Origin of the sequence: Bacteroides celer, assembly GCF_002632415.2 — a bacterium.
Classification (GTDB): domain Bacteria; phylum Bacteroidota; class Bacteroidia; order Bacteroidales; family Bacteroidaceae; genus Bacteroides.
This window is the reverse complement of record NZ_CP178209.1, coordinates 4973057-4992762: the sequence shown is the minus strand read 5'-3', so window position 1 is coordinate 4992762 and position 19706 is coordinate 4973057. Positions and strand designations below refer to the sequence as shown.

The 19706-nt window shown below is 42.4% G+C and carries 20 protein-coding genes; 17 read left to right on the top strand and 3 right to left on the bottom strand.

Annotation, left to right across the window (positions count from 1 at the left end):
* Nucleotides 1–20 precede the first annotated feature (20 nt).
* The 6 genes from CJF29_RS20285 (at nt 21) to tsf (ending at nt 8082) form a co-directional block, all read left to right on the top strand.
* Entirely contained in the window at nt 21–3236 is a 3216-nt protein-coding gene (locus tag CJF29_RS20285; protein WP_099146043.1) for a SusC/RagA family TonB-linked outer membrane protein, read from the top strand.
* A gap of 21 nt (nt 3237–3257) precedes the next feature.
* Nucleotides 3258–4952, top strand: a complete 1695-nt coding sequence (locus CJF29_RS20280; RefSeq protein WP_099146033.1) for a RagB/SusD family nutrient uptake outer membrane protein — start codon at nt 3258–3260, stop codon at nt 4950–4952.
* A 203-nt stretch (nt 4953–5155) separates the two neighbouring features.
* Complete coding sequence (rplM, locus tag CJF29_RS20275; RefSeq protein ID WP_004297202.1) at nt 5156–5617, top strand: 50S ribosomal protein L13; 462 nt, start codon at nt 5156–5158, stop codon at nt 5615–5617.
* 6 nt (nt 5618–5623) lie between these two features.
* Nucleotides 5624–6010, top strand: coding sequence for a 30S ribosomal protein S9 (gene rpsI, locus CJF29_RS20270; RefSeq protein ID WP_004297203.1), 387 nt, complete (start codon nt 5624–5626; stop codon nt 6008–6010).
* A 121-nt stretch (nt 6011–6131) separates the two neighbouring features.
* Nucleotides 6132–6968, top strand: coding sequence for a 30S ribosomal protein S2 (rpsB, locus tag CJF29_RS20265; protein ID WP_004305566.1), 837 nt, complete (start codon nt 6132–6134; stop codon nt 6966–6968).
* A 121-nt stretch (nt 6969–7089) separates the two neighbouring features.
* Nucleotides 7090–8082: a translation elongation factor Ts gene (gene tsf, locus CJF29_RS20260; protein WP_004305564.1), complete on the top strand. Its 993-nt coding sequence runs from the start codon at nt 7090–7092 to the stop codon at nt 8080–8082.
* A gap of 121 nt (nt 8083–8203) precedes the next feature.
* Here the strand turns inward: tsf and CJF29_RS20255 are convergent, their stop codons facing one another.
* Nucleotides 8204–8713 carry a TlpA family protein disulfide reductase gene (locus tag CJF29_RS20255; RefSeq protein WP_099146032.1) on the bottom strand — a complete coding sequence of 170 codons (510 nt, stop codon included), beginning with the start codon at nt 8711–8713 and terminating at the stop codon, nt 8204–8206.
* Nucleotides 8714–8730: 17 nt separating this feature from the next.
* Nucleotides 8731–9081, bottom strand: coding sequence for a translation initiation factor (locus tag CJF29_RS20250; RefSeq protein ID WP_004305562.1), 351 nt, complete (start codon nt 9079–9081; stop codon nt 8731–8733).
* 165 nt (nt 9082–9246) lie between these two features.
* Here CJF29_RS20250 and CJF29_RS20245 point away from each other — a divergent pair, with 165 nt between their 5' ends.
* Genes CJF29_RS20245 through CJF29_RS20230 form a run of 4 tightly spaced genes read left to right on the top strand, consistent with a single transcriptional unit; the run spans nt 9247 to nt 12059 of the window.
* On the top strand, nt 9247–9897 hold the full coding sequence (locus CJF29_RS20245; RefSeq protein WP_008650453.1) for a redox-sensing transcriptional repressor Rex: 651 nt from the start codon (nt 9247–9249) through the stop codon (nt 9895–9897).
* The gene (locus CJF29_RS20240; protein ID WP_004297209.1) at nt 9897–10511 is read left to right on the top strand and encodes a fumarylacetoacetate hydrolase family protein; all 615 of its coding nucleotides are present in this window, start codon (nt 9897–9899) and stop codon (nt 10509–10511) included. Before CJF29_RS20245 ends, CJF29_RS20240 begins: the two co-directional genes overlap by 1 nt.
* Before the next feature lie 38 nt (nt 10512–10549).
* Nucleotides 10550–11032, top strand: a complete 483-nt coding sequence (gene ispF, locus CJF29_RS20235; protein WP_004297210.1) for a 2-C-methyl-D-erythritol 2,4-cyclodiphosphate synthase — start codon at nt 10550–10552, stop codon at nt 11030–11032.
* Nucleotides 11033–11051: 19 nt separating this feature from the next.
* The gene (locus CJF29_RS20230) at nt 11052–12059 is read left to right on the top strand and encodes a metallophosphoesterase family protein (protein ID WP_008650456.1); all 1008 of its coding nucleotides are present in this window, start codon (nt 11052–11054) and stop codon (nt 12057–12059) included.
* On the opposite strand, the gene CJF29_RS20225 is transcribed toward CJF29_RS20230, so the two are convergent.
* A complete protein-coding gene (locus tag CJF29_RS20225; protein ID WP_004297212.1) occupies nt 12049–12912 on the bottom strand; it encodes a hypothetical protein in 864 nt (287 codons plus the stop codon). The genes CJF29_RS20230 and CJF29_RS20225 overlap by 11 nt on opposite strands.
* A gap of 110 nt (nt 12913–13022) precedes the next feature.
* Here CJF29_RS20225 and mnmA point away from each other — a divergent pair, with 110 nt between their 5' ends.
* From mnmA to trmB, 7 genes are all read left to right on the top strand, one after another.
* Complete coding sequence (mnmA, locus tag CJF29_RS20220; protein WP_099146031.1) at nt 13023–14108, top strand: tRNA 2-thiouridine(34) synthase MnmA; 1086 nt, start codon at nt 13023–13025, stop codon at nt 14106–14108.
* A 24-nt stretch (nt 14109–14132) separates the two neighbouring features.
* Nucleotides 14133–15497 (top strand): S8 family peptidase, encoded by a 1365-nt coding sequence (locus CJF29_RS20215; protein WP_099146030.1) that lies wholly within the window; start codon nt 14133–14135, stop codon nt 15495–15497.
* A 12-nt stretch (nt 15498–15509) separates the two neighbouring features.
* Nucleotides 15510–16799 carry an exodeoxyribonuclease VII large subunit gene (gene xseA / locus CJF29_RS20210; protein WP_074559855.1) on the top strand — a complete coding sequence of 430 codons (1290 nt, stop codon included), beginning with the start codon at nt 15510–15512 and terminating at the stop codon, nt 16797–16799.
* 60 nt (nt 16800–16859) lie between these two features.
* Nucleotides 16860–17069, top strand: coding sequence for an exodeoxyribonuclease VII small subunit (xseB, locus tag CJF29_RS20205; RefSeq protein ID WP_004297216.1), 210 nt, complete (start codon nt 16860–16862; stop codon nt 17067–17069).
* A gap of 50 nt (nt 17070–17119) precedes the next feature.
* Nucleotides 17120–18139, top strand: coding sequence for a branched-chain amino acid aminotransferase (locus tag CJF29_RS20200; RefSeq protein ID WP_004297217.1), 1020 nt, complete (start codon nt 17120–17122; stop codon nt 18137–18139).
* A 45-nt stretch (nt 18140–18184) separates the two neighbouring features.
* Nucleotides 18185–18808: a DUF975 family protein gene (locus CJF29_RS20195; RefSeq protein WP_009000267.1), complete on the top strand. Its 624-nt coding sequence runs from the start codon at nt 18185–18187 to the stop codon at nt 18806–18808.
* 112 nt (nt 18809–18920) lie between these two features.
* Nucleotides 18921–19679, top strand: coding sequence for a tRNA (guanosine(46)-N7)-methyltransferase TrmB (gene trmB / locus CJF29_RS20190; protein ID WP_009000268.1), 759 nt, complete (start codon nt 18921–18923; stop codon nt 19677–19679).
* Nucleotides 19680–19706: the final 27 nt, after the last annotated feature.

Here is a 19706-nt window from a genome sequence, read left to right as displayed (position 1 = left end):
ATATAAATAACAAACAGAATATGATGAAAAGTAGAATTATTTGCATTTTATTGCTTCTTGTCGGTGTATCCGGCATTTATGCCCAGAGTTTGACCGTTACCGGTAAGGTGGTGGACAACGAAGGCTTGGAAGTGATTGGAGGAAATGTAACCGTGAAAGGAAAACAAAACACGGGTACCATTACTGATATCAATGGTAAATACACCATTACCGTTAGTGATTCGCAGAAAGATGTCTTGGTTTTCTCTTTTATCGGATTGGAAAATATGGAAGTACCCGTGAAAGGAAGAAAACAGATTGATGTGACCATGAAAGCTGCGTCGGTATTGTTGGATGAGGTGGTAGCTATCGGTTATGCAACAGTAAAGCGTAAAGACCTGACCGGTTCCGTGGCTTCTGTGAGAAGCGACGATTTGCTCAAAGTTCCTTCGTCTGATGTAACCCAAGCTTTAGCGGGACGTATGGCAGGTGTGCAGATTATACAGACAGACGGTCAGCCCGGTGCTACTATGTCAGTGCGTGTTCGTGGCGGTATATCAATTACGCAAAGCAACGAACCGCTTTACATTATCGACGGATTTCCGACGGAAGATGGCATGTCCAGCCTTGATCCTGCCGATATTGAAAGTATCGACGTGTTGAAAGATGCTTCGGCAACAGCCATCTACGGCGCCCGGGGAGCGAATGGCGTAGTGGTAATCACCACCAAAAGCGGTGCGAAAAGTGAAGGGAAAGCGGCTCTTACTTTCGATTCTTATGTCGGTGTGCGTACGCTTGCCAAGCGGCTAGATGTATTAAGTGTGGAGGAATTTGTGTTGGCGGATTATGAAAGAACATTAGGAGATGCTACTGATCCCGAGGAAAGTATGCGGTCATGGCAGAATCGTTATGGTGGTTTTGTCGATCTTCATGAGAACTATGGCAATCGTAAAGGTATCGACTGGCTGGACCGTACGATGGGACGTACTACCGTTACGCAAAATTACCGGGTAGGCGTCAACGGTGGTAATGATAAGTTGAACTACAATATGTCTTATGGTTACTTCAAGGATGAAGGTGCGATGGTATATAGCGGCAGCGACAAACATAATATTGCGCTTAGCGTGAAAAGCGAAGTGAATAAGCGGCTCTCCGTTACAGGACGTATCAACTTCGATTATCTGAAAGTGTATGGAGCAGGTGTTGCCGGAAATGGTACGAATGAAGGCGGAAGTAATGTAGATGCAAAGTTTAATAAAATGGTTCAGATTTTGCAATACCGTCCTACCATTGGTATACGTGGCAATGACTCGGATTTGTTGGCAGGAGAAGACCCTGTATTAAGCGATGCAGACGGAAACGTGATGCAGAATCCGTTGATTGCCGCCGCTGAAGAAAAGGATAATAAGGAAACACGTACTTTGCAAGCCAATGGCGGACTGACTTTCAAAATCATCAAAGGATTGACTTTCCGCAACAATACAGGTATGCGTTATCAGCTTTACCGCCGGGAGCTTTTCTATGGCGACCAATCTATTATGGGAAGACGCAGCGGTATTTACGGCTCCATCAGGAATACGGAGACCGGAAGTTTTCAGACCTCTAACGTCTTGACTTATGATAAACGTTTTCAGAAGAAGCATAAAGTGGTAGTACAATTGGGACAGGAATTTGTAAAACGCTGGACTCGTGTGCTCGAATCCGGTGTCAGTGGGTTGCCTACCGATGAGTTCATTTTGGGAGATATGAGTCTGGGTACTCCATCCGTTGCTTCGTCCGATGAAAACTATGATGATAATCTGCTCTCTTTCTTCGCTCGTCTCAACTATGACTTTACCGATAAGTATTTGTTTTCCGCGACGTTCCGTGCGGATGGCTCTTCTAAATTCGGAAAGAATAATAAATGGGGATATTTCCCTGCCGTATCGGCAGCCTGGCGTGTGAGTGAAGAGGATTTTATAAAGAAACTGAATATTTTCTCTGACTTGAAATTCCGTATCGGATACGGTTTGGCGGGTAACAACAGGATCGGTAGCTATAACAGCCTTGCTTTGATGTCTTCCATCATCACAGCTATGGGAGATCAGCTTACTCCCGGTTATGCTTCCAAGCAGATACCGAATCCCGATCTGAAGTGGGAAGCGAACAAGACTTTTAATATGGGGGTCGATTTAGGTTTTCTGAATCAACGCATCACTGTTTCGCCCGAATTCTATATAAATAGGAGTAGTAATTTGCTGCTTAACGCCCAGCTGCCTTATTCTTCCGGTTATCAGACTATGTTGATTAATGCCGGAGAAACGAAGAATGTAGGTGTGGAACTGACTGTGAATACAGTGAATTTCTCTACAAAGAAGTTTAGTTGGAATACTACACTGACGCTGTCTCACAATAAAAATTCCGTGAAAGCATTGACCGGTGAGGCGGTACAACTCTATGAAGCCAAGTTCGGTTTTAACCAAAATACCCATCGTATTGCTGTCGGAGAACCATTAGGACAGTTTTATGGTTACATCACCGAGGACCTGTATCAGGTAGATGATTTCAATTATGATGCTTCTACGCAGACCTATACATTGAAAGATGGAGTACCTTATCATGGTGATAAAGGTCAGATTCGTCCGGGTATGTGGAAGTTTAAGAACTTGACCGGAGATGATAATGTGATTGATGAAAATGATAAAACGGTCATTGGTAACGCTCAACCGAAATTCTACGGAGGATTGAACAACTCTTTTACTTACAAAGGATTTGATTTAAGTATATTTCTGACTTTCAGCTATGGCAACGAAGTGTTGAATGCGACCAAACTGGTTACCAGTAAGGTGGGTAGCCTGAACTACAACGCATTGGACGTGATGAATAGCTCTAATCGCTGGATGACCATCAATTCGGATGGACAGAAAGTGACAGATCCCGAAGAACTGGCTGCTCTGAATGCAGGTAAAACCGTAGCCGCTTATCATGATGCTCAACAAGGAGACAATTATATTCATTCATGGGCAGTGGAGGATGCTTCCTATTTGAAACTAAGTAATGTGACTTTGGGATATACATTCCCTAAAAATCTGATTGCAAGGGTGGGATTGAAGAACTTGCGTTTGTATGCCACCGGTAATAATCTGTTGACTTGGACCAAGTATTCAGGCTTCGATCCGGAAGTCTCTACGATGAAAAGCGGTTTGACACCGGGTGTTGACTTTGGAGCGTATCCGCTTAGCCGTTCTTTTATTTTTGGTCTCAACGTAGCATTTTAATTCTTTAAATACATAGTAATCATGAAAAAGATACATCTATTATATGCCGTATTCGCCTTGTTATTTACAGGGCTTACCTCTTGCGAGGATTTGCTAACGGAAGAACCTAACTCAAAATATGACCGGGACCGCTATTTCGATTCGGAAGATAAAGCGGAAATGTCAGTGATGGGAATATATAGTTCATTGTCGGACTTTAATCATTACGGTTGGTACGAAATGGCTTCTCCCGCATCGGACGATACCTATTATACGGCTCGTACGCAGTCTGACAATCAGGTTCACGATATTGCACATTATCAGCTAAACTCCACGAACACATGGATTGAAAGTATCTGGAAACTGAAATATGAGGGAATCGACCGGGCTAACCTCACCATTGACGGAATCTGTGGCATGACAGGATACGCAGAAAATACCCGTCTGAAAGCATTGGAAGCAGAAGCTCGCTTTCTGCGTGCTTTCCTCGCATTTGATTTGGTGAGATATTGGGGAGATGTGCCTTTCAAAACATCTTATTCTTCATCTTACGAATCTGCTTTTGGTGAACGTGTGGACAGGGAAGTGATTTATGACGAGATTATATCTGACCTTACTTTCGCTAAGAACAATCTGGATTGGGCAACTGCTTCTTCCAGTCCCGAACGGGTGACACAGGGGGCTGCCCGTGCATTGCTGATGCGTGTATATTTGCAGCGTGCAGGATATAGCCTTCAATCGAATGGACAGTTGAAACGTCCGAAGGACAGTAAGCGAATGGAATATTTCGATGCAGTGATAGAAGAGTGGGAGGCTTTTGAAAAGAAAGGGTACCATGATTTTTATGACGGTGGTTATGAGGCACTCTTTAAAAGCTACTCGCAGGGGGTACTGAATAATAAGGAGAGTCTTTGGGAGATTGCTTTCTATCATTCGCAAGGACGTCGTAATGGTGGAGCATGGGGAATTTATAACGGCCCGCAGGTAGCGGAACCTACCGGAGTTTCCGCATCCGAGGCAAATCAGTATATGGGACGTGCCAACGGCTTTTTTATAGTGGTTCCCGAATGGCGTAACTTTTTCGAAGCGAGCGATAAACGCCGTGATGTTGCTATTTGCACCTATCGTTATACCTGGAATGGTACTAAAAAAGAGCATGTAAAAGAAGAAAGAAGCGCAGGAAGCTGGTATGTGGGAAAATGGCGCCGGGAATGGATGCCGAAAGAGTCATGGAACAAGAATATCAATTATGCGGATGTGAACTATTGCCCTTTGCGTTATGCTGATGTGGTATTGATGGCTGCCGAAGCGTATAATGAAACAGGAACAGATAGACAAAAAGCATGGGATTTGCTGAATAGCGTACGTACACGTGCTGAAGCAACTTCTATTACAGAAGCGAATTATGATGAAATGATGAGCGTACGGAAAAAGACACATAACCTGACTTTCATTGACGACTCTACACCGGAAGGAAAGTTCCGTACGGCTCTCTACTGGGAACGTGGCTTCGAACTGGCTTTTGAAGGACAACGCAAATATGATCTGATACGTTGGGGAGTACTGGGCAAGGCTCTGAAACTGTTTGGTGAGATCAGTTCCGTCAATCAGAAAGAGAACAAACCATATCCGGCTTACCGGAATTTTACGGAGGGTAAACATGAACTTTTCCCTATCCCTCTGAAAGAGATACAAAGTAATCCGAAACTCAATGGAATGAATAATAATGGGTATTAAGAAGACTCTCAATAGAATAGGCGACTGGAAAAATATACAAAAATAGTTTGCCAATTCAAAGAAAAGCCGTACTTTTGCAAGCCGATTATTATCACAAAATGATAAGAGATTAATTCATAGCAAGTTAGTATTCCTTTGTCCGGGGAAGACTAATGAGTGGTGAAGAAATTTTTAGTAGTAACATTTAAAAAAACAAAATTAGAGTGGATACTTTAAGTTACAAGACCATTTCTGCAAACAAAGCGACTGTAACCAAAGAATGGGTTATCGTTGACGCTACAGACCAAACATTAGGCCGTCTGGGAGCAAAAGTTGCAAAATTGCTGAGAGGAAAGTACAAACCAAACTTTACTCCTCACGTAGACTGCGGTGATAACGTTATCATCATCAATGCAGACAAAGTAAAACTGACTGGTAACAAATGGAATGACAGAGTTTATTTGTCATATACAGGTTATCCTGGTGGTCAGAGAGAAATGACTCCTGCCCGTTTGATTACAAAACCGAACGGTGAAGAGAGATTACTGAAAAAAGTAGTGAAGGGCATGCTTCCTAAGAATATCCTGGGAGCTAAATTGCTGAACAACTTGTATGTTTACGCTGGTAGCGAACACAAACAGGCTGCACAGAACCCGAAAATGATTGATATTAATTCATATAAATAAGATATAATGGAAGTAGTAAATGCATTAGGCAGACGTAAACGTGCTATTGCACGCATATTCGTAAGCGAAGGTACAGGAAAGATTACTATTAACAAGAGAGACCTTGCAGAGTACTTTCCATCAACTATTCTTCAGTATGTTGTAAAACAACCATTGAACAAGCTGGGTGCTGCTGAGAAGTATGACATCAAGGTTAACTTGTGTGGTGGTGGTTTCACTGGTCAGTCTCAGGCATTGCGTTTGGCAATCGCTCGTGCACTGGTTAAGATGAACGCTGAAGATAAAGCCGCTCTTCGTGCAGAAGGCTTCATGACTCGTGACCCTCGTTCTGTTGAACGTAAGAAACCGGGACAGCCGAAAGCTCGTAGAAGATTCCAGTTCAGCAAGCGTTAATGTGCTGCCTGATAGAGGAATATGTTTAGTATCTAAACTACTGGGACTCTGCTCATAGACTACCCAGCGGTTGGTTTAGAAAAAACAAAAAAGAAAGTAAACGATTTAAAGAAAAAACAAGATGTCAAGAACAAATTTTGATACATTATTGGAGGCTGGTTGCCACTTCGGACACCTTAAGAGAAAGTGGAACCCTGCAATGGCTCCTTATATTTTCATGGAACGCAATGGTATTCATATCATTGACCTCCACAAAACAGTTGCAAAAGTAGACGAAGCTGCTGAAGCTTTGAAACAGATTGCCAAATCTGGCAAGAAAGTTCTTTTTGTTGCTACTAAAAAACAAGCTAAACAAGTTGTAGCTGAGAAAGCTCAATCTGTTAATATGCCTTATGTAATCGAGCGTTGGCCGGGTGGTATGTTGACTAACTTCCCGACTATCCGTAAGGCTGTGAAGAAAATGGCTACTATCGATAAATTGACTAACGATGGTACATATTCTAACCTCTCTAAGAGAGAAGTTCTTCAGATTTCTCGTCAACGTGCAAAATTGGACAAGACTTTGGGATCTATCGCTGATCTGACTCGTCTGCCGTCTGCATTGTTCGTAATCGACGTAATGAAAGAAAATATCGCAGTTCGCGAAGCTAACCGTTTGGGTATCCCTGTATTTGGTATCGTTGATACTAACTCTGATCCTTCAAACGTGGATTTCGTAATTCCTGCTAATGATGACGCTACTAAATCAATAGAAGTTATCCTGGATGCTTGTTGCGCTGCAATGATCGAAGGTTTGGAAGAAAGAAAAGCTGAAAAGATCGACATGGAAGCAGCTGGTGAAGCTCCTGCTAACAAAGGCAAGAAGAAATCAGTAAAAGCTAGACTCGACAAGTCTGACGAAGAAGCTATCAACGCAGCTAAAGCTGCTGCTTTCATCAAGGAAGACGAAGAGGCTTAATATATAAAATGTGCCAATTTGCTAATGTGCAAGGGTATTGTTATACACTTGCATCTTGATTGGCAGATTGGCACATTTTTTGTTTCGAAAATTATTATTCATTTAAATAAAGGAAATTATTATGGCTGTAACTATGGCTGATATTACCAAGCTGCGCAAAATGACCGGAGCTGGTATGATGGATTGCAAGAATGCATTAACAGAGGCTGATGGCGATTACGACAAGGCAATGGAGATTATCCGTAAGAAAGGACAAGCTGTTGCTGCTAAGCGTTCTGAACGTGAGGCTTCTGAAGGTTGCGTTTTGGCTAAGACTACTGGTGACTATGCCGTTGTCATTGCTTTGAAGTGCGAAACTGACTTCGTAGCTCAGAATGCTGACTTTGTGAAACTGACTCAGGATATTCTTGATCTTGCTGTGGCTAACAAATGCAAGACATTGGACGAAGTAAAAGCATTGCCGATGGGTAACGGTACTGTACAGGATGCAGTGACTGACCGTAGCGGTATCACAGGTGAGAAAATGGAACTTGATGGTTACATGACTGTAGAAGGCGCAAGCACTGCTGTTTACAACCACATGAACAGAAATGGTCTTTGTACGATTGTTGCTTTTAACAAGAACGTTGACGAGCAGTTGGCTAAGCAAGTAGCTATGCAGATTGCTGCTATGAATCCGATCGCTATTGATGAGGATGGTGTTTCTGAAGAAGTGAAGCAAAAAGAAATCGAAGTAGCTATCGAAAAGACAAAGGCTGAACAGGTACAGAAGGCTGTAGAAGCTGCTCTGAAGAAGGCTAACATCAACCCGGCTCATGTAGACAGCGAAGATCACATGGAAAGCAATATGGCTAAAGGTTGGATTACAGCTGAAGATGTAGCGAAAGCAAAAGAAATCATTGCTACTGTTTCTGCTGAAAAGGCTGCACATTTGCCTGAACAAATGATTCAGAACATCGCTAAGGGTCGTCTGGCTAAGTTCTTGAAAGAAGTTTGCCTGCTGAACCAGGAAGATATCATGGACGCTAAGAAGACTGTAAGAGAAGTGTTGGCTGCTGCTGATCCTGAACTGAAGATTGTTGACTTCAAGCGTTTCACTTTGAAAGCTGAATAATCTGATTCAAATCTTGTTAAGTACTACTTACAAAGTCAGATTTATTATATGTAAAATTTGGAAAAAGGGTTCGGTATTGCACCGGACTCTTTTTTCTTTAAGGCATATCTTAGGATAGGGACTACTTCAATGCTTTATCTATTTGCTTCATCAGCGTATTTATGGCTCCATTTTCATAGCCGGTAGTAGCTGATATTACTTTTCCTTCTTTGTCTATTAAATAACTTCTGGGAATCATTTTGGTGGCAAATTTACCTGTAACTTCCCGTTTGGGATCCGGGTAGAGGGGAAATGTAAACCCTTTTCTTTTATTGTATTCCGCTAATTGGTCGTCTGTATGCTCGCGACCGATCACTAACATACAGAAATCCTTGTTGTTTTTATATTTAGGCCAGAGTATTTTCTGAACTTCAGACAGTTCGCTTTGGCAAGGGCCGCACCAGGTAGCGAAAATATTGATTAATACAACTTTCCCTTTTAGATCTGCAGAGTTTATGGTGCCGTTTGCTGTTGAATGAAGGGTGAAGGCAGGTATATTGTCACCTACCTTTACAATATCCGCATCACTTTCTTGTGCGAATGACAACAGTGAGAATAGTGTTGCCGCACAGAATAATATTACTTTTCTCATTTCTTGTATTATTTAATTTAACCTCCTATACCTTTGGTTTTAGTATATCCTTCTTTGATGAGTAGATCTATGATCTTGGTCTTGAAATCTCCTTGTACCATTATCTCTCCGTCTTTAGCTGAACCGCCTACTCCACATTTGCTTTTCAGTAACTTGCCTAGCTCTTTCAAATCATTATCCGTACCCACAAATCCGGTAATTAATGTTACCACTTTACCACCCCGGTTCTTTTTGTCAATGGAAACTCGCAGGTTTTGCTTGTCTTTGTCGAGGGTAACCTGTTCTTCATCGTTATCCATTTCATAACCGAAGTCAGGATTCGTGGAGTACACAACGTTCAATCTATCTTTCCAATCATTATTTTTCATACTTGTCATTTTTAATCCTTTTCAAAAGTATTAAACTTATCGAAAAGAGCAAAATTTGAGTCTCTTTTCATCGTTTTGTTTAATCTCTATTAAGGTTTTCTGTTATAGGGTTGTCAGTCTCAAAAAATAATGTACTTTTGCAAAGTACCAAATTTTGTAAGAAGTATGAGCACTTATATACGAAAAGAGGCGGATAAAGTGCCGGAGCCTACCTTGCGCAGACTTCCCTGGTATCTGTCCAATATAAAACTAATGAAAGAAAAAGGGGAGCAGTATGTCTCTTCTACACAAATCTCTAAGGAAATAAATATTGACGCTTCCCAAATCGCCAAGGATTTGTCATACGTCAATATCTCGGGGCGTACGAGAGTGGGATACAATATTGATGCGCTGATTGAGGTGTTAGAGAGTTTTCTTGGATTTACCAATATGCACAAAGCCTTCTTGTTTGGTGTAGGTAGCCTGGGGGCTGCTTTGCTTCGGGATTCTGGTTTGCATCATTTCGGACTGGAGATTGTGGCTGCTTTTGATGTGAATCCGGAACTGGTGGGAAAAGACCTGAATGGTATTCCTATTTTTCATTCCGATGACTTTGAAGCAAAGATGAAAGAATACGATGTAAATATCGGTGTATTGACCGTACCTATTAATATTGCTCAGGAAATTACAGATAAGATGGTAGACGGAGGCATAAAAGCCGTATGGAACTTTACTCCTTTCCGAATCCGTGTACCCGAGAATATAGTGGTGCAGAATACGTCTCTATATGCTCATTTGGCTGTTATGTTTAACCGATTGAATTTTAACGAGAAATAATGAAGATTATTGCAGTAGGAATGAACTACGCCCAGCATAACAAAGAACTGGGACATACACAAGTAAATACGGAGCCGGTGATTTTTATGAAGCCTGATTCTGCTATTCTGAAGGATGGCAAACCGTTTTTCATTCCCGACTTTTCTAAAGAGATACATTATGAAACGGAGCTGGTGGTTCGTATCAATCGATTGGGAAAAAATATAGCTCCCCGCTTTGCTAACCGTTATTATGATGCAGTGACTGTAGGGATCGACTTTACGGCTCGTGACCTTCAGCGAAAGTTCCGTGAGCAGGGTAATCCCTGGGAGCTTTGCAAAGGTTTTGATTCGTCGGCTGCTATTGGAACTTTTGTTCCGGTGGAGCACTATAAGGATATTCAGAATCTTGACTTTCATTTGTTGATCGACGGTAAGGAAGTGCAGCGCGGTTGTACGGCAGATATGCTTTTCAAGATAGATGATATAATCGCTTATGTAAGCCAGTTTGTAACTTTGAAAATTGGTGACTTGCTCTTTACTGGGACTCCTGTAGGGGTAGGTCCTGTTAGTATCGGACAGCGTTTGCAAGGTTATCTGGAGGGAGAAAAACTGCTGGATTTCTATATTCGTTGATCTTTTTTATTCATTAGTACTCATTTGTTATATAAAATATGAAGATAAGAGTAGGCTTTGGTTTCGACGTACATCAGTTGGTCGAAGGTCGTGAGTTATGGCTGGGTGGCATTCTTTTGGAACACACAAAAGGATTGCTGGGGCATTCGGATGCTGATGTATTATTGCATGCTGTTTGCGATGCTCTGTTGGGGGCGGCGAATATGCGTGATATTGGCTATCATTTCCCCGATACGGCAGGAGAATTTAAGAATATAGATAGCAAGATACTGCTGAAAAAAACAGTGGAGTTGATTGCTACCAAAGGATATAAAGTGGGCAATATCGATGCAACTATTTGTGCCGAACGCCCGAAGTTAAAAGCGCACATCCCTTTGATGCAGGAGACGATGGCAACTGTTATGGGGATTGATATGGATGATATTTCCATTAAGGCGACTACTACCGAGAAACTCGGTTTTACAGGTCGTGAAGAAGGTATATCGGCTTATGCTACTGTGCTGATAGAGAAGATTTCTTAACCCCCTAAAACAAATAATTATGATTCGTCTTTTTAAAATTTACTTAACACTTGCCTCCTTATTGGTAACGACTTTTTGTATGGCTCAAAAGAGTGAACTGAAATTTAGCAAAGATGGTAAATTCAAGATTGTACAATTTACCGATGTGCATTTTAAATATGGAAATCGGGCTTCAGATATAGCTCTGGAACGTATTAATCAGGTGCTTGATGACGAACGTCCGGATTTGGTGATATTTACCGGTGACGTTGTTTATTCTGCTCCGGCGGATTCAGGAATGTTGCAGGTACTGGAACCGGTAGTTAAACGTAAACTGCCTTTTGTGGTTACTTTTGGTAACCATGACAATGAACAGGGAATGACACGGGAACAGTTATATGATATCATCCGTCAAGTTCCCGGCAATTTATTGCCTGATCGCGGAACAGTTTTGTCGCCGGATTATGTGTTGACAGTGAAATCGTCTTCCAATCTAAAGAAGGATGCTGCTTTGCTATATTGCATGGATTCTCACTCTTATTCTCCTTTGAAAGATGTGAAGGGGTATGCATGGCTTACATTCGACCAGATAAATTGGTATCGTCAACAGAGTGCGGCTTATAAAGTGCAAAACGGCGGACAGCCTCTGCCGGCTCTTGCTTTTTTCCATATTCCTCTTCCTGAATACAATGAAGCTGCCCGTAGCGAAAATGCAATTCTTCGTGGAACTCGTATGGAGGAAGCCTGTGCGCCTAAATTGAATACAGGAATGTTTGCAGCGATGAAAGAAGCTGGTGATGTGATGGGTATGTTTGTAGGACACGACCATGATAATGATTATGCAGTGATGTGGAAAGATATCCTTCTGGCTTATGGACGCTTTACCGGTGGAAATACGGAATATAACCATTTGCCGAATGGTGCGCGTATCATCGTATTGGATGAGGGTGCCCGTACATTCACATCCTGGATTCGTCAGAAAGACGGTGTGGTGGATAAAATCTCTTATCCGGCAAGTTTTGTCAAAGACGATTGGACTAAACGTTGAGGCTTGCGAACTTCACATGGCTAAGGCGCGTGTATTTTGAACCATAGCTTTCGTATCGGCGCGATACTTTCGCCGATGCAACGTAGATAATATCTCCCAGTCGGTATTCATGTTCTATCCCGGATAGAGTGCATGAAACCGCACTGGGATTTTTTGATGGAATACTCATGGTGACTAAATTTCCACTGGCATCGGTCAAAGTCAGTACCTGCTTGACAAAAAACTGTGGGGTAGTGCCGTTCACTCTTGTTTTGTACGGATCGTCTTCCAATCTTACCCGGGTGACTTTTAATTTTAAGTCTGTCAGCTTTTCTCCTAATTCTCCCAGATAACGGCTGGATGAACGCTTCTCCCTCGATTTTCTTATCATTATATCCAGGTGTATGGAATGATAAGCTTGTGCTATTTTGACGAAACGTTCCTGTTTCGGTATTTTGGGAATGAATTTGTATGCTACCCAACTTAGGTAGGCGGGATCTATTTTGAGGATTTCATGTAGAAAATGTCCCCGGTATTTTCCGAAGAAGATAAGATCGTCACCATTACTCTGCATTCTTTTCTCATTGTAATCTACCAGGATGATGCAACGCTTCGAATAATAAAACATCGTGCTGGCCATCCGCAGGGATTCGTTGATGTCTGGTGACAGGTCATGTATATAAAGAATGGATTGCTTTTCGGGCAGGGGAGAGTACAGCCAAAGGGAATAATTTGGTTTCCCCGGTCGGGGCAACACCACCAGGTAGACTCCTACCTCTTTAAAAGAGGCTCTGCCTCGGTTGTACTCATTCAATTTGGCATACAATAAGGCTTGCTCGTTTTCGGAAATGCCCGGTAATCTGGGGTTAGCCATAATTGTTCTCGCTTTTGGTATATTTCAAATATAAGGATTTTCTTTCAGAAAAGCAACTTTTCTCTTTGAAATCTCGTACATTTGTATCCATGTAAATTTTCAAAATTCGAATGAAAGAACGAAATAAGAGAGTATTGGTAGGTATGAGTGGTGGCATAGACAGCACCGCTACTTGCTTGATGCTGCAGGAACAAGGATACGAGATTGTAGGGGTTACCATGCGCGTATGGGGAGATGAACCACAGGATGCCAGGGAGTTGGCTGAACGGATGGGGATCGAACATTATGTAGCAGATGAACGTATTCCTTTTAAAGAAACCATCGTAAAAAACTTCATAGACGAATATAAGCAGGGGCGTACACCGAATCCGTGCGTGATGTGTAATCCGTTGTTTAAGTTCCGTGTTTTGACGGAGTGGGCGGATAAATTGAATTGTGCATGGGTGGCTACCGGACATTATTCACGATTGGAAGAGAAAAACGGAAATATTTATATAGTAGCCGGAGACGATGATAAGAAAGACCAGTCGTATTTTCTCTGGAGATTGGGGCAGGATGTGCTGAAACGTTGTATTTTCCCATTGGGAGATTATACGAAGGTGAAGGTTCGTGAGTATCTTGCAGAGAAAGGATATGAAGCAAAGTCGAAAGAAGGAGAAAGTATGGAAGTCTGCTTTATCAAGGGGAATTACCGTGATTTTCTTCGTGAGCAGTGCCCCGAACTGGATAGTGAAATTGGACCGGGATGGTTTGTCAACTCTGAAGGAGTGAAGCTTGGGAAGCATAAAGGAGCACCTTATTATACGATTGGGCAACGAAAAGGATTGGAGATCGCTTTAGGAAAGCCTGCTTATGTGTTGAAAATCAATCCGCAGAAAAATACGGTGATGCTTGGAAATGCCGACCAACTGGAAACTGAATACATGTTGGCGGAGCAGGATAAAATGGTGGATGAACGGGAATTGTTCGGATGTGAGAATCTGACGGTACGGATTCGTTATCGGAGTCGTCCGATTCCCTGCCGGGTGAAAAGATTGGAAGACGGACGTTTGTTGATACGTTTCCTTGAAATAGCTTCGGCCATTGCTCCCGGACAATCAGCTGTGTTTTATGATGGAAAACGGGTGCTGGGAGGAGCTTTCATTGCTTCCCAAAGAGGAATCGGGCTGGTGATTATGGAAAATGAAGAATTATGATTGATTAAAATAGAAAGATAACTTATGAAGAAGTTTATAGTATTGATTCTCGCTTTAAATATGTATTTGGGTGTGTTTGCCCAGTTTACTCCGGGAGATACCTTAAAATATCGAATTAGTCTGAAAGACAAGGCGGCTACTGACTATTCCTTGCAGAAACCGGAAAAATATTTGTCTATAAAATCTATAGAACGGCGAAAGAAACAAGGATTACCCATTGATTCCACCGATTTGCCGGTCTGCAAGAAATATGTAGATGCTATACGGAAGACGGGGGTTCATGTACTTGTGACGGGGAAATGGGATAATTTTGTTACTGTTTCTTGTAATGATAGTACTCTGATTGACGAAATAGCAAAGTTACCTTTTGTACATTCCACGGAAAGAGTGTGGAAAGGTATCACACAAAGAGTCTTTCAAAGAGATTCGCTAATAAATAAACCGGTACGTACCGATAGCCTTTACGGTCCTGCAATAACACAGGCGGCAATGAGTCGTGTTGATCTTCTGCATGATGCGGGCTTTAAGGGACAGGGAATGACCATTGCCGTGATTGATGCCGGATTCCATAATGTAGATAAGATTGATGCCATGAAAAATATCCATATTCTCGGGGTGCGTGACTTTGTGAATCCGGAGGCAGATATTTATGCGGAAAGCAGTCATGGAATGTCTGTATTGTCCTGTATGGCCATGAATCAGCCGCATGTGATGATTGGTACAGCTCCTGAAGCTTCTTATTGGTTGTTGCGTAGCGAGGACGAATATTCGGAGAATCTGGTAGAACAGGATTACTGGGCGGCAGCCATTGAGTTTGCGGATAGTGTAGGAGTGGATTTGGTGAATACATCGCTTGGATATTACTCATTTGATGATCCTGCGAAGAATTATAGATATCGTGACTTGAATGGTCATTATGCGTTGATGTCTCGTGAAGCTGCGAAGGCAGCCGATAAAGGAATGGTCGTTGTTTGTAGCGCTGGAAATTCGGGTGCAGGTTCGTGGAAGAAGATTACTCCTCCGGGAGACGCAGAGAATATAATAACGGTAGGAGCTGTAAATAAAAGGGGAGAATTGGCGCCGTTTTCTTCTGTTGGAAATACGGCTGACGGACGTGTGAAACCGGATGTAGTGGCTGTCGGTCTGAATTCGGATGTGATGGGAACGGATGGTAATCTTCGCCGTGCCAACGGAACTTCTTTTTCTTCTCCGATTATGTGCGGTATGATAGCTTGTCTGTGGCAGGCTTGTCCGAAGCTGACAGCGAAGCAGATTATTGATTTGGTACGTCAATCGGGGGATAGAGCCGATTTCCCGGATAACATATATGGATATGGTATTCCCGATTTGTGGAAGGCTTATCTAAACTTTTCTTCCAAGGAGAAATAAGGTGACTGTTGTATGATAAACGCTATGAATAAGTCCAAGCAATCTGACTCACCCTCTTTGGGAGAGGGTGGGGAGAGGCTTTCTCTTTTAGAACTGAATGCACTCGTGCGCCGTAGTCTGGAGCAATGCCTGCCCGATGAATATTGGATACAGGCAGAGTTGAGCGATGTCCGTTCCAATACGACAGGGCATTGTTATCTGGAATTCGTGCAGAAAGATCCTCGCAGCAACAATCTCGTAGCCAAGGCACGCGGTATGATTTGGAATAATATCTACCGCTTGTTGAAACCTTATTTTGAGGAAACCACAGGGCAGCTATTTACTTCCGGCATTAAGGTGTTGGTGAAAGTAACAGTTCAGTTTCATGAGCTATACGGTTATAGTCTGACGGTACTTGATATTGATCCTGCTTATACATTGGGAGATATGGCTCGTCGCCGTCGGGAAATATTATTGCAGTTGGAAGAGGAGGGAGTGTTGACGCTGAATAAAGAGCTTGAGATACCGATTCTTCCCCAGCGTATTGCTGTCATTTCTTCGGCTACTGCGGCCGGATATGGAGATTTCTGTCATCAGTTGCAGCACAATTCGGGCGGGTTCTTTTTCTATACGGAGCTTTTTCCGGCTTTAATGCAGGGAAATCAGGTGGAGGAATCCGTGTTGGCTGCTTTGGATCGTATTAATGCCCGCATCAATGAATTTGACGTAGTAGTCATCATTCGTGGCGGTGGAGCTACTTCCGATTTGTCCGGCTTTGATACTTATCTATTGGCAGCTGCATGTGCGCAATTTCCATTACCTATTATTACCGGTATTGGGCATGAACGCGATGATACAGTGCTTGATTCCGTGGCTCATACCCGGGTGAAAACTCCTACGGCTGCTGCCGAACTCCTGATTCACCAGGTAGCGGAAGTCGCGGAGCATCTGGAAGAATTATCTATGCGGATTCAACAGGGAGCTTATATGCTTCTTGATCTGGAACGACGAAGGTTGGAAACTCTCCAAACCCGTATTCCCAATCTTGTTCATCGCAAACTTGCGGACGCCCGTTTTTCTTTGCTGGCAGCAAAGAAAGATTTGTCACAGGTGACGAAAGCATTGGTGGCCCGTCAATCTCACCGGTTGGAACTTTTGCAACAACGAATAGCGGACGCTTCTCCGGATAAACTCTTGAGTCGGGGATATAGTATTACGATAAAGGATGGGAAAGCGGTGACGGATGCTTCTTCACTGAAGCCGGGAGACCATTTGATAACCCGGCTATCGAAAGGAGAAGTTCGATCGGTGGTAGAAAAGTAACTATCCGCCAAACGTGTATTTGTAAAAACATTCATCATTAACCATTAAATATCAATCATCGTGGCAGCAAAAAAAGAAACATATTCCCAAGCGATGGAACGTCTTGAAAAGATCGTTCGCCAGATAGATAACAACGAACTGGATATCGACATTTTGAGTGAGAAAATAAAAGAAGCGAATGAAATTATTGCCTTTTGCAAGGATAAACTGACAAAAGCCGACCGGGAAGTCGAAAAATTATTGCAAGAAAAGAGGCAATCTGAAGAATAAAAGTTATTTTTGCGTTTCAATGCATAGAAAATAAACTAATACATAACAATATGAAAGAAATAGACTGGGCGAATCTGTCGTTCGGATATATGAAGACAGATTACAATGTGAGAATCAATTTCCGTAATGGTGCATGGGGAGAACTGGAGGTAAGCAGTGAAGAACACCTTAATTTGCACATGGCGGCAACCTGTTTACATTATGGTCAGGAAGCCTTTGAAGGGCTGAAAGCATTCCGTGGAAAAGATGGAAAAGTTCGTATTTTCCGTTTGGAAGAAAATGCTGCCCGTTTGCAATCTACTTGCCAGGGAATTCTGATGGCAGAACTTCCGACAGAACGGTTCAAAGAAGCAATCCTGAAAGTGGTGAAGCTGAATGAACGTTTTATTCCTCCTTATGAAACCGGTGCTTCTCTTTACATTCGTCCGTTGTTGATCGGAACAAGTGCCCAGGTAGGCGTGCATCCTGCAGAAGAGTATATGTTTGTGGTATTCGTAACTCCGGTAGGACCGTACTTCAAAGGTGGTTTCTCTACCAATCCGTACGTTATCATTCGTGAGTTTGACCGTGCTGCTCCTCATGGAACAGGTATTTATAAAGTGGGTGGTAACTATGCAGCCAGTCTCCGTGCTAACAAGAAAGCACACGATTTGGGCTATTCCTGTGAGTTCTATCTCGATGCGAAAGAAAAGAAATATATTGATGAATGTGGTGCTGCCAACTTCTTCGGTATTAAGGATAATACATATATCACTCCGAAATCATCTTCTATTTTGCCTTCTATTACCAATAAGAGCTTGATGCAGTTGGCAGAGGATATGGGTATCAAGGTAGAACGCCGTCCGATACCGGAAGAAGAACTGGAAACATTTGAGGAAGCAGGTGCTTGTGGTACTGCTGCAGTAATCAGCCCGATTCAACGTATTGATGATTTGGAAAATGGAAAATCTTATGTGATCTCTAAAGATGGTAAGCCGGGACCAATCTGTACAAAATTGTATAATAAGCTCCGTGGAATTCAGTATGGTGACGAACCGGATACGCATGGCTGGGTGACAATTGTGGAATAACTGTATATTATGAAATAACACATTTGTCAATTAATATTATTCACTATGTTAAAACAAAATTCAGAACTACGTGCCCAGGCGCGTGAGGCACTTCGAGGCAAGTGGCCTATGGCAGCCGTTGCTGCACTTATTTATTCAGCAATTGTCGGTGGATTATCTGCTATCCCTATGATTGGAAGTTTATGTTCCTTGTTTGTCGGACTTCCGGTTGCATACGGTTTTACTATTGTAATGCTTGGTGTATGTAGAGGCAAAGAGATTGACTTTGGTGTTTTGTTCGAAGGTTTCCAGGATTATGGACGTATTTTTGTAACTATGTTGCTTCAGGCTGTCTATACAGCTTTGTGGTCACTGTTGCTGGTTATACCGGGTATCATTAAGTCTTATTCTTATGCAATGACATCCTTTATTTTGAAAGATGAACCGGAAATGAAAAACAATGCAGCTATTGAGAAAAGTATGGCTATGATGGAAGGAAACAAGATGAAATTGTTCATGCTTGATCTAAGCTTCATTGGCTGGGCTATCCTTTGTATTTTCACTTTGGGTATTGGACTTCTTTTCCTGCAACCGTATGTTGCTATTTCCCGTGCTGCTTTCTATGAAGATTTGAAAGCACAACAAGGTGGAAATGTAGAGGTAAACGTTGAAGTGAATGTTGAGATTTGATAAGACGAATCATTCAGTACTATAGAAGAATGGAGCATGGAGAAATCTGTGCTCCATTTCTTTTTGTCGGTTGCATCAAAATCAGTACCTTTGCGACCTAATCAGGATTGATATGGGAAAGAATAAATTAGAAAAGTTTGCCGATATGGCGAGTTATCCACACGTGTTCGAATATCCTTATTCGGCGGTAGATAACGTGCCTTTTGACATGAAAGGGAAATGGCATAAGGAGTTTTTTAAAAACGATCATCCGATTGTGCTCGAGCTGGGTTGCGGACGTGGTGAGTATACCGTCGGCCTGGGTAAGATGTTCCCCGAAAAGAACTTTATAGCAGTGGATATAAAAGGTGCCCGTATGTGGACAGGAGCAACGGAGTCATTACAGGACGGAATGAAGAATGTCGCTTTCCTGCGTACCAATATTGAAATCATCGAGCGTTTTTTTGCCGAAGGAGAAGTGAGTGAAATATGGCTAACCTTCTCTGATCCGCAAATGAAGAAAGCAACCAAGCGACTGACCTCTACCTATTTTATGGAAAGGTATCGCAAATTCTTGCAACCGAATGGTATTATCCACCTGAAAACGGACAGCAACTTTATGTTTACCTATACAAAATACATGATTGAGGCAAACAAACTTCCGGTTGAGTTTATGACTGAAGATCTATATCATTCTGATCTGGTAGATAATATTCTCGGTATTAAAACCTATTATGAACAACAATGGCTGGATCGTGGTTTAGATATTAAGTATATCAAATTTCGGCTTCCGCAGGAAGGTAAACTGCAAGAGCCGGATGTAGAAATAGAGCTTGATCCCTATCGTAGCTACAATCGCAGCAAGCGTAGCGGTCTAAGCACAAGCAAATAGCTTGCCGGGACAATCATCCTAAAGTGA

Excerpts from the sequence above, each read along its gene's own strand:
- mnmA (WP_099146031.1), top strand. The coding sequence starts at position 13,023 with ATGAAAGAACGAAATAAGAGAGTATTGGTAGGTATGAGTGGTGGCATA.
- CJF29_RS20255 (WP_099146032.1), bottom strand. The coding sequence starts at position 8,713 with ATGAGAAAAGTAATATTATTCTGTGCGGCAACACTATTCTCACTGTTG.
- rpsB (WP_004305566.1), top strand. The coding sequence starts at position 6,132 with ATGTCAAGAACAAATTTTGATACATTATTGGAGGCTGGTTGCCACTTC.
- xseA (WP_074559855.1), top strand. The coding sequence starts at position 15,510 with ATGATAAACGCTATGAATAAGTCCAAGCAATCTGACTCACCCTCTTTG.
- tsf (WP_004305564.1), top strand. The coding sequence starts at position 7,090 with ATGGCTGTAACTATGGCTGATATTACCAAGCTGCGCAAAATGACCGGA.
- CJF29_RS20240 (WP_004297209.1), top strand. The coding sequence starts at position 9,897 with ATGAAGATTATTGCAGTAGGAATGAACTACGCCCAGCATAACAAAGAA.
- trmB (WP_009000268.1), top strand. The coding sequence starts at position 18,921 with ATGGGAAAGAATAAATTAGAAAAGTTTGCCGATATGGCGAGTTATCCA.
- CJF29_RS20245 (WP_008650453.1), top strand. The coding sequence starts at position 9,247 with ATGAGCACTTATATACGAAAAGAGGCGGATAAAGTGCCGGAGCCTACC.
- CJF29_RS20285 (WP_099146043.1), top strand. The coding sequence starts at position 21 with ATGATGAAAAGTAGAATTATTTGCATTTTATTGCTTCTTGTCGGTGTA.
- ispF (WP_004297210.1), top strand. The coding sequence starts at position 10,550 with ATGAAGATAAGAGTAGGCTTTGGTTTCGACGTACATCAGTTGGTCGAA.
- CJF29_RS20200 (WP_004297217.1), top strand. The coding sequence starts at position 17,120 with ATGAAAGAAATAGACTGGGCGAATCTGTCGTTCGGATATATGAAGACA.
- CJF29_RS20250 (WP_004305562.1), bottom strand. The coding sequence starts at position 9,081 with ATGAAAAATAATGATTGGAAAGATAGATTGAACGTTGTGTACTCCACG.
- CJF29_RS20230 (WP_008650456.1), top strand. The coding sequence starts at position 11,052 with ATGATTCGTCTTTTTAAAATTTACTTAACACTTGCCTCCTTATTGGTA.
- CJF29_RS20195 (WP_009000267.1), top strand. The coding sequence starts at position 18,185 with ATGTTAAAACAAAATTCAGAACTACGTGCCCAGGCGCGTGAGGCACTT.
- CJF29_RS20280 (WP_099146033.1), top strand. The coding sequence starts at position 3,258 with ATGAAAAAGATACATCTATTATATGCCGTATTCGCCTTGTTATTTACA.
- CJF29_RS20215 (WP_099146030.1), top strand. The coding sequence starts at position 14,133 with ATGAAGAAGTTTATAGTATTGATTCTCGCTTTAAATATGTATTTGGGT.
- rpsI (WP_004297203.1), top strand. The coding sequence starts at position 5,624 with ATGGAAGTAGTAAATGCATTAGGCAGACGTAAACGTGCTATTGCACGC.
- CJF29_RS20225 (WP_004297212.1), bottom strand. The coding sequence starts at position 12,912 with ATGGCTAACCCCAGATTACCGGGCATTTCCGAAAACGAGCAAGCCTTA.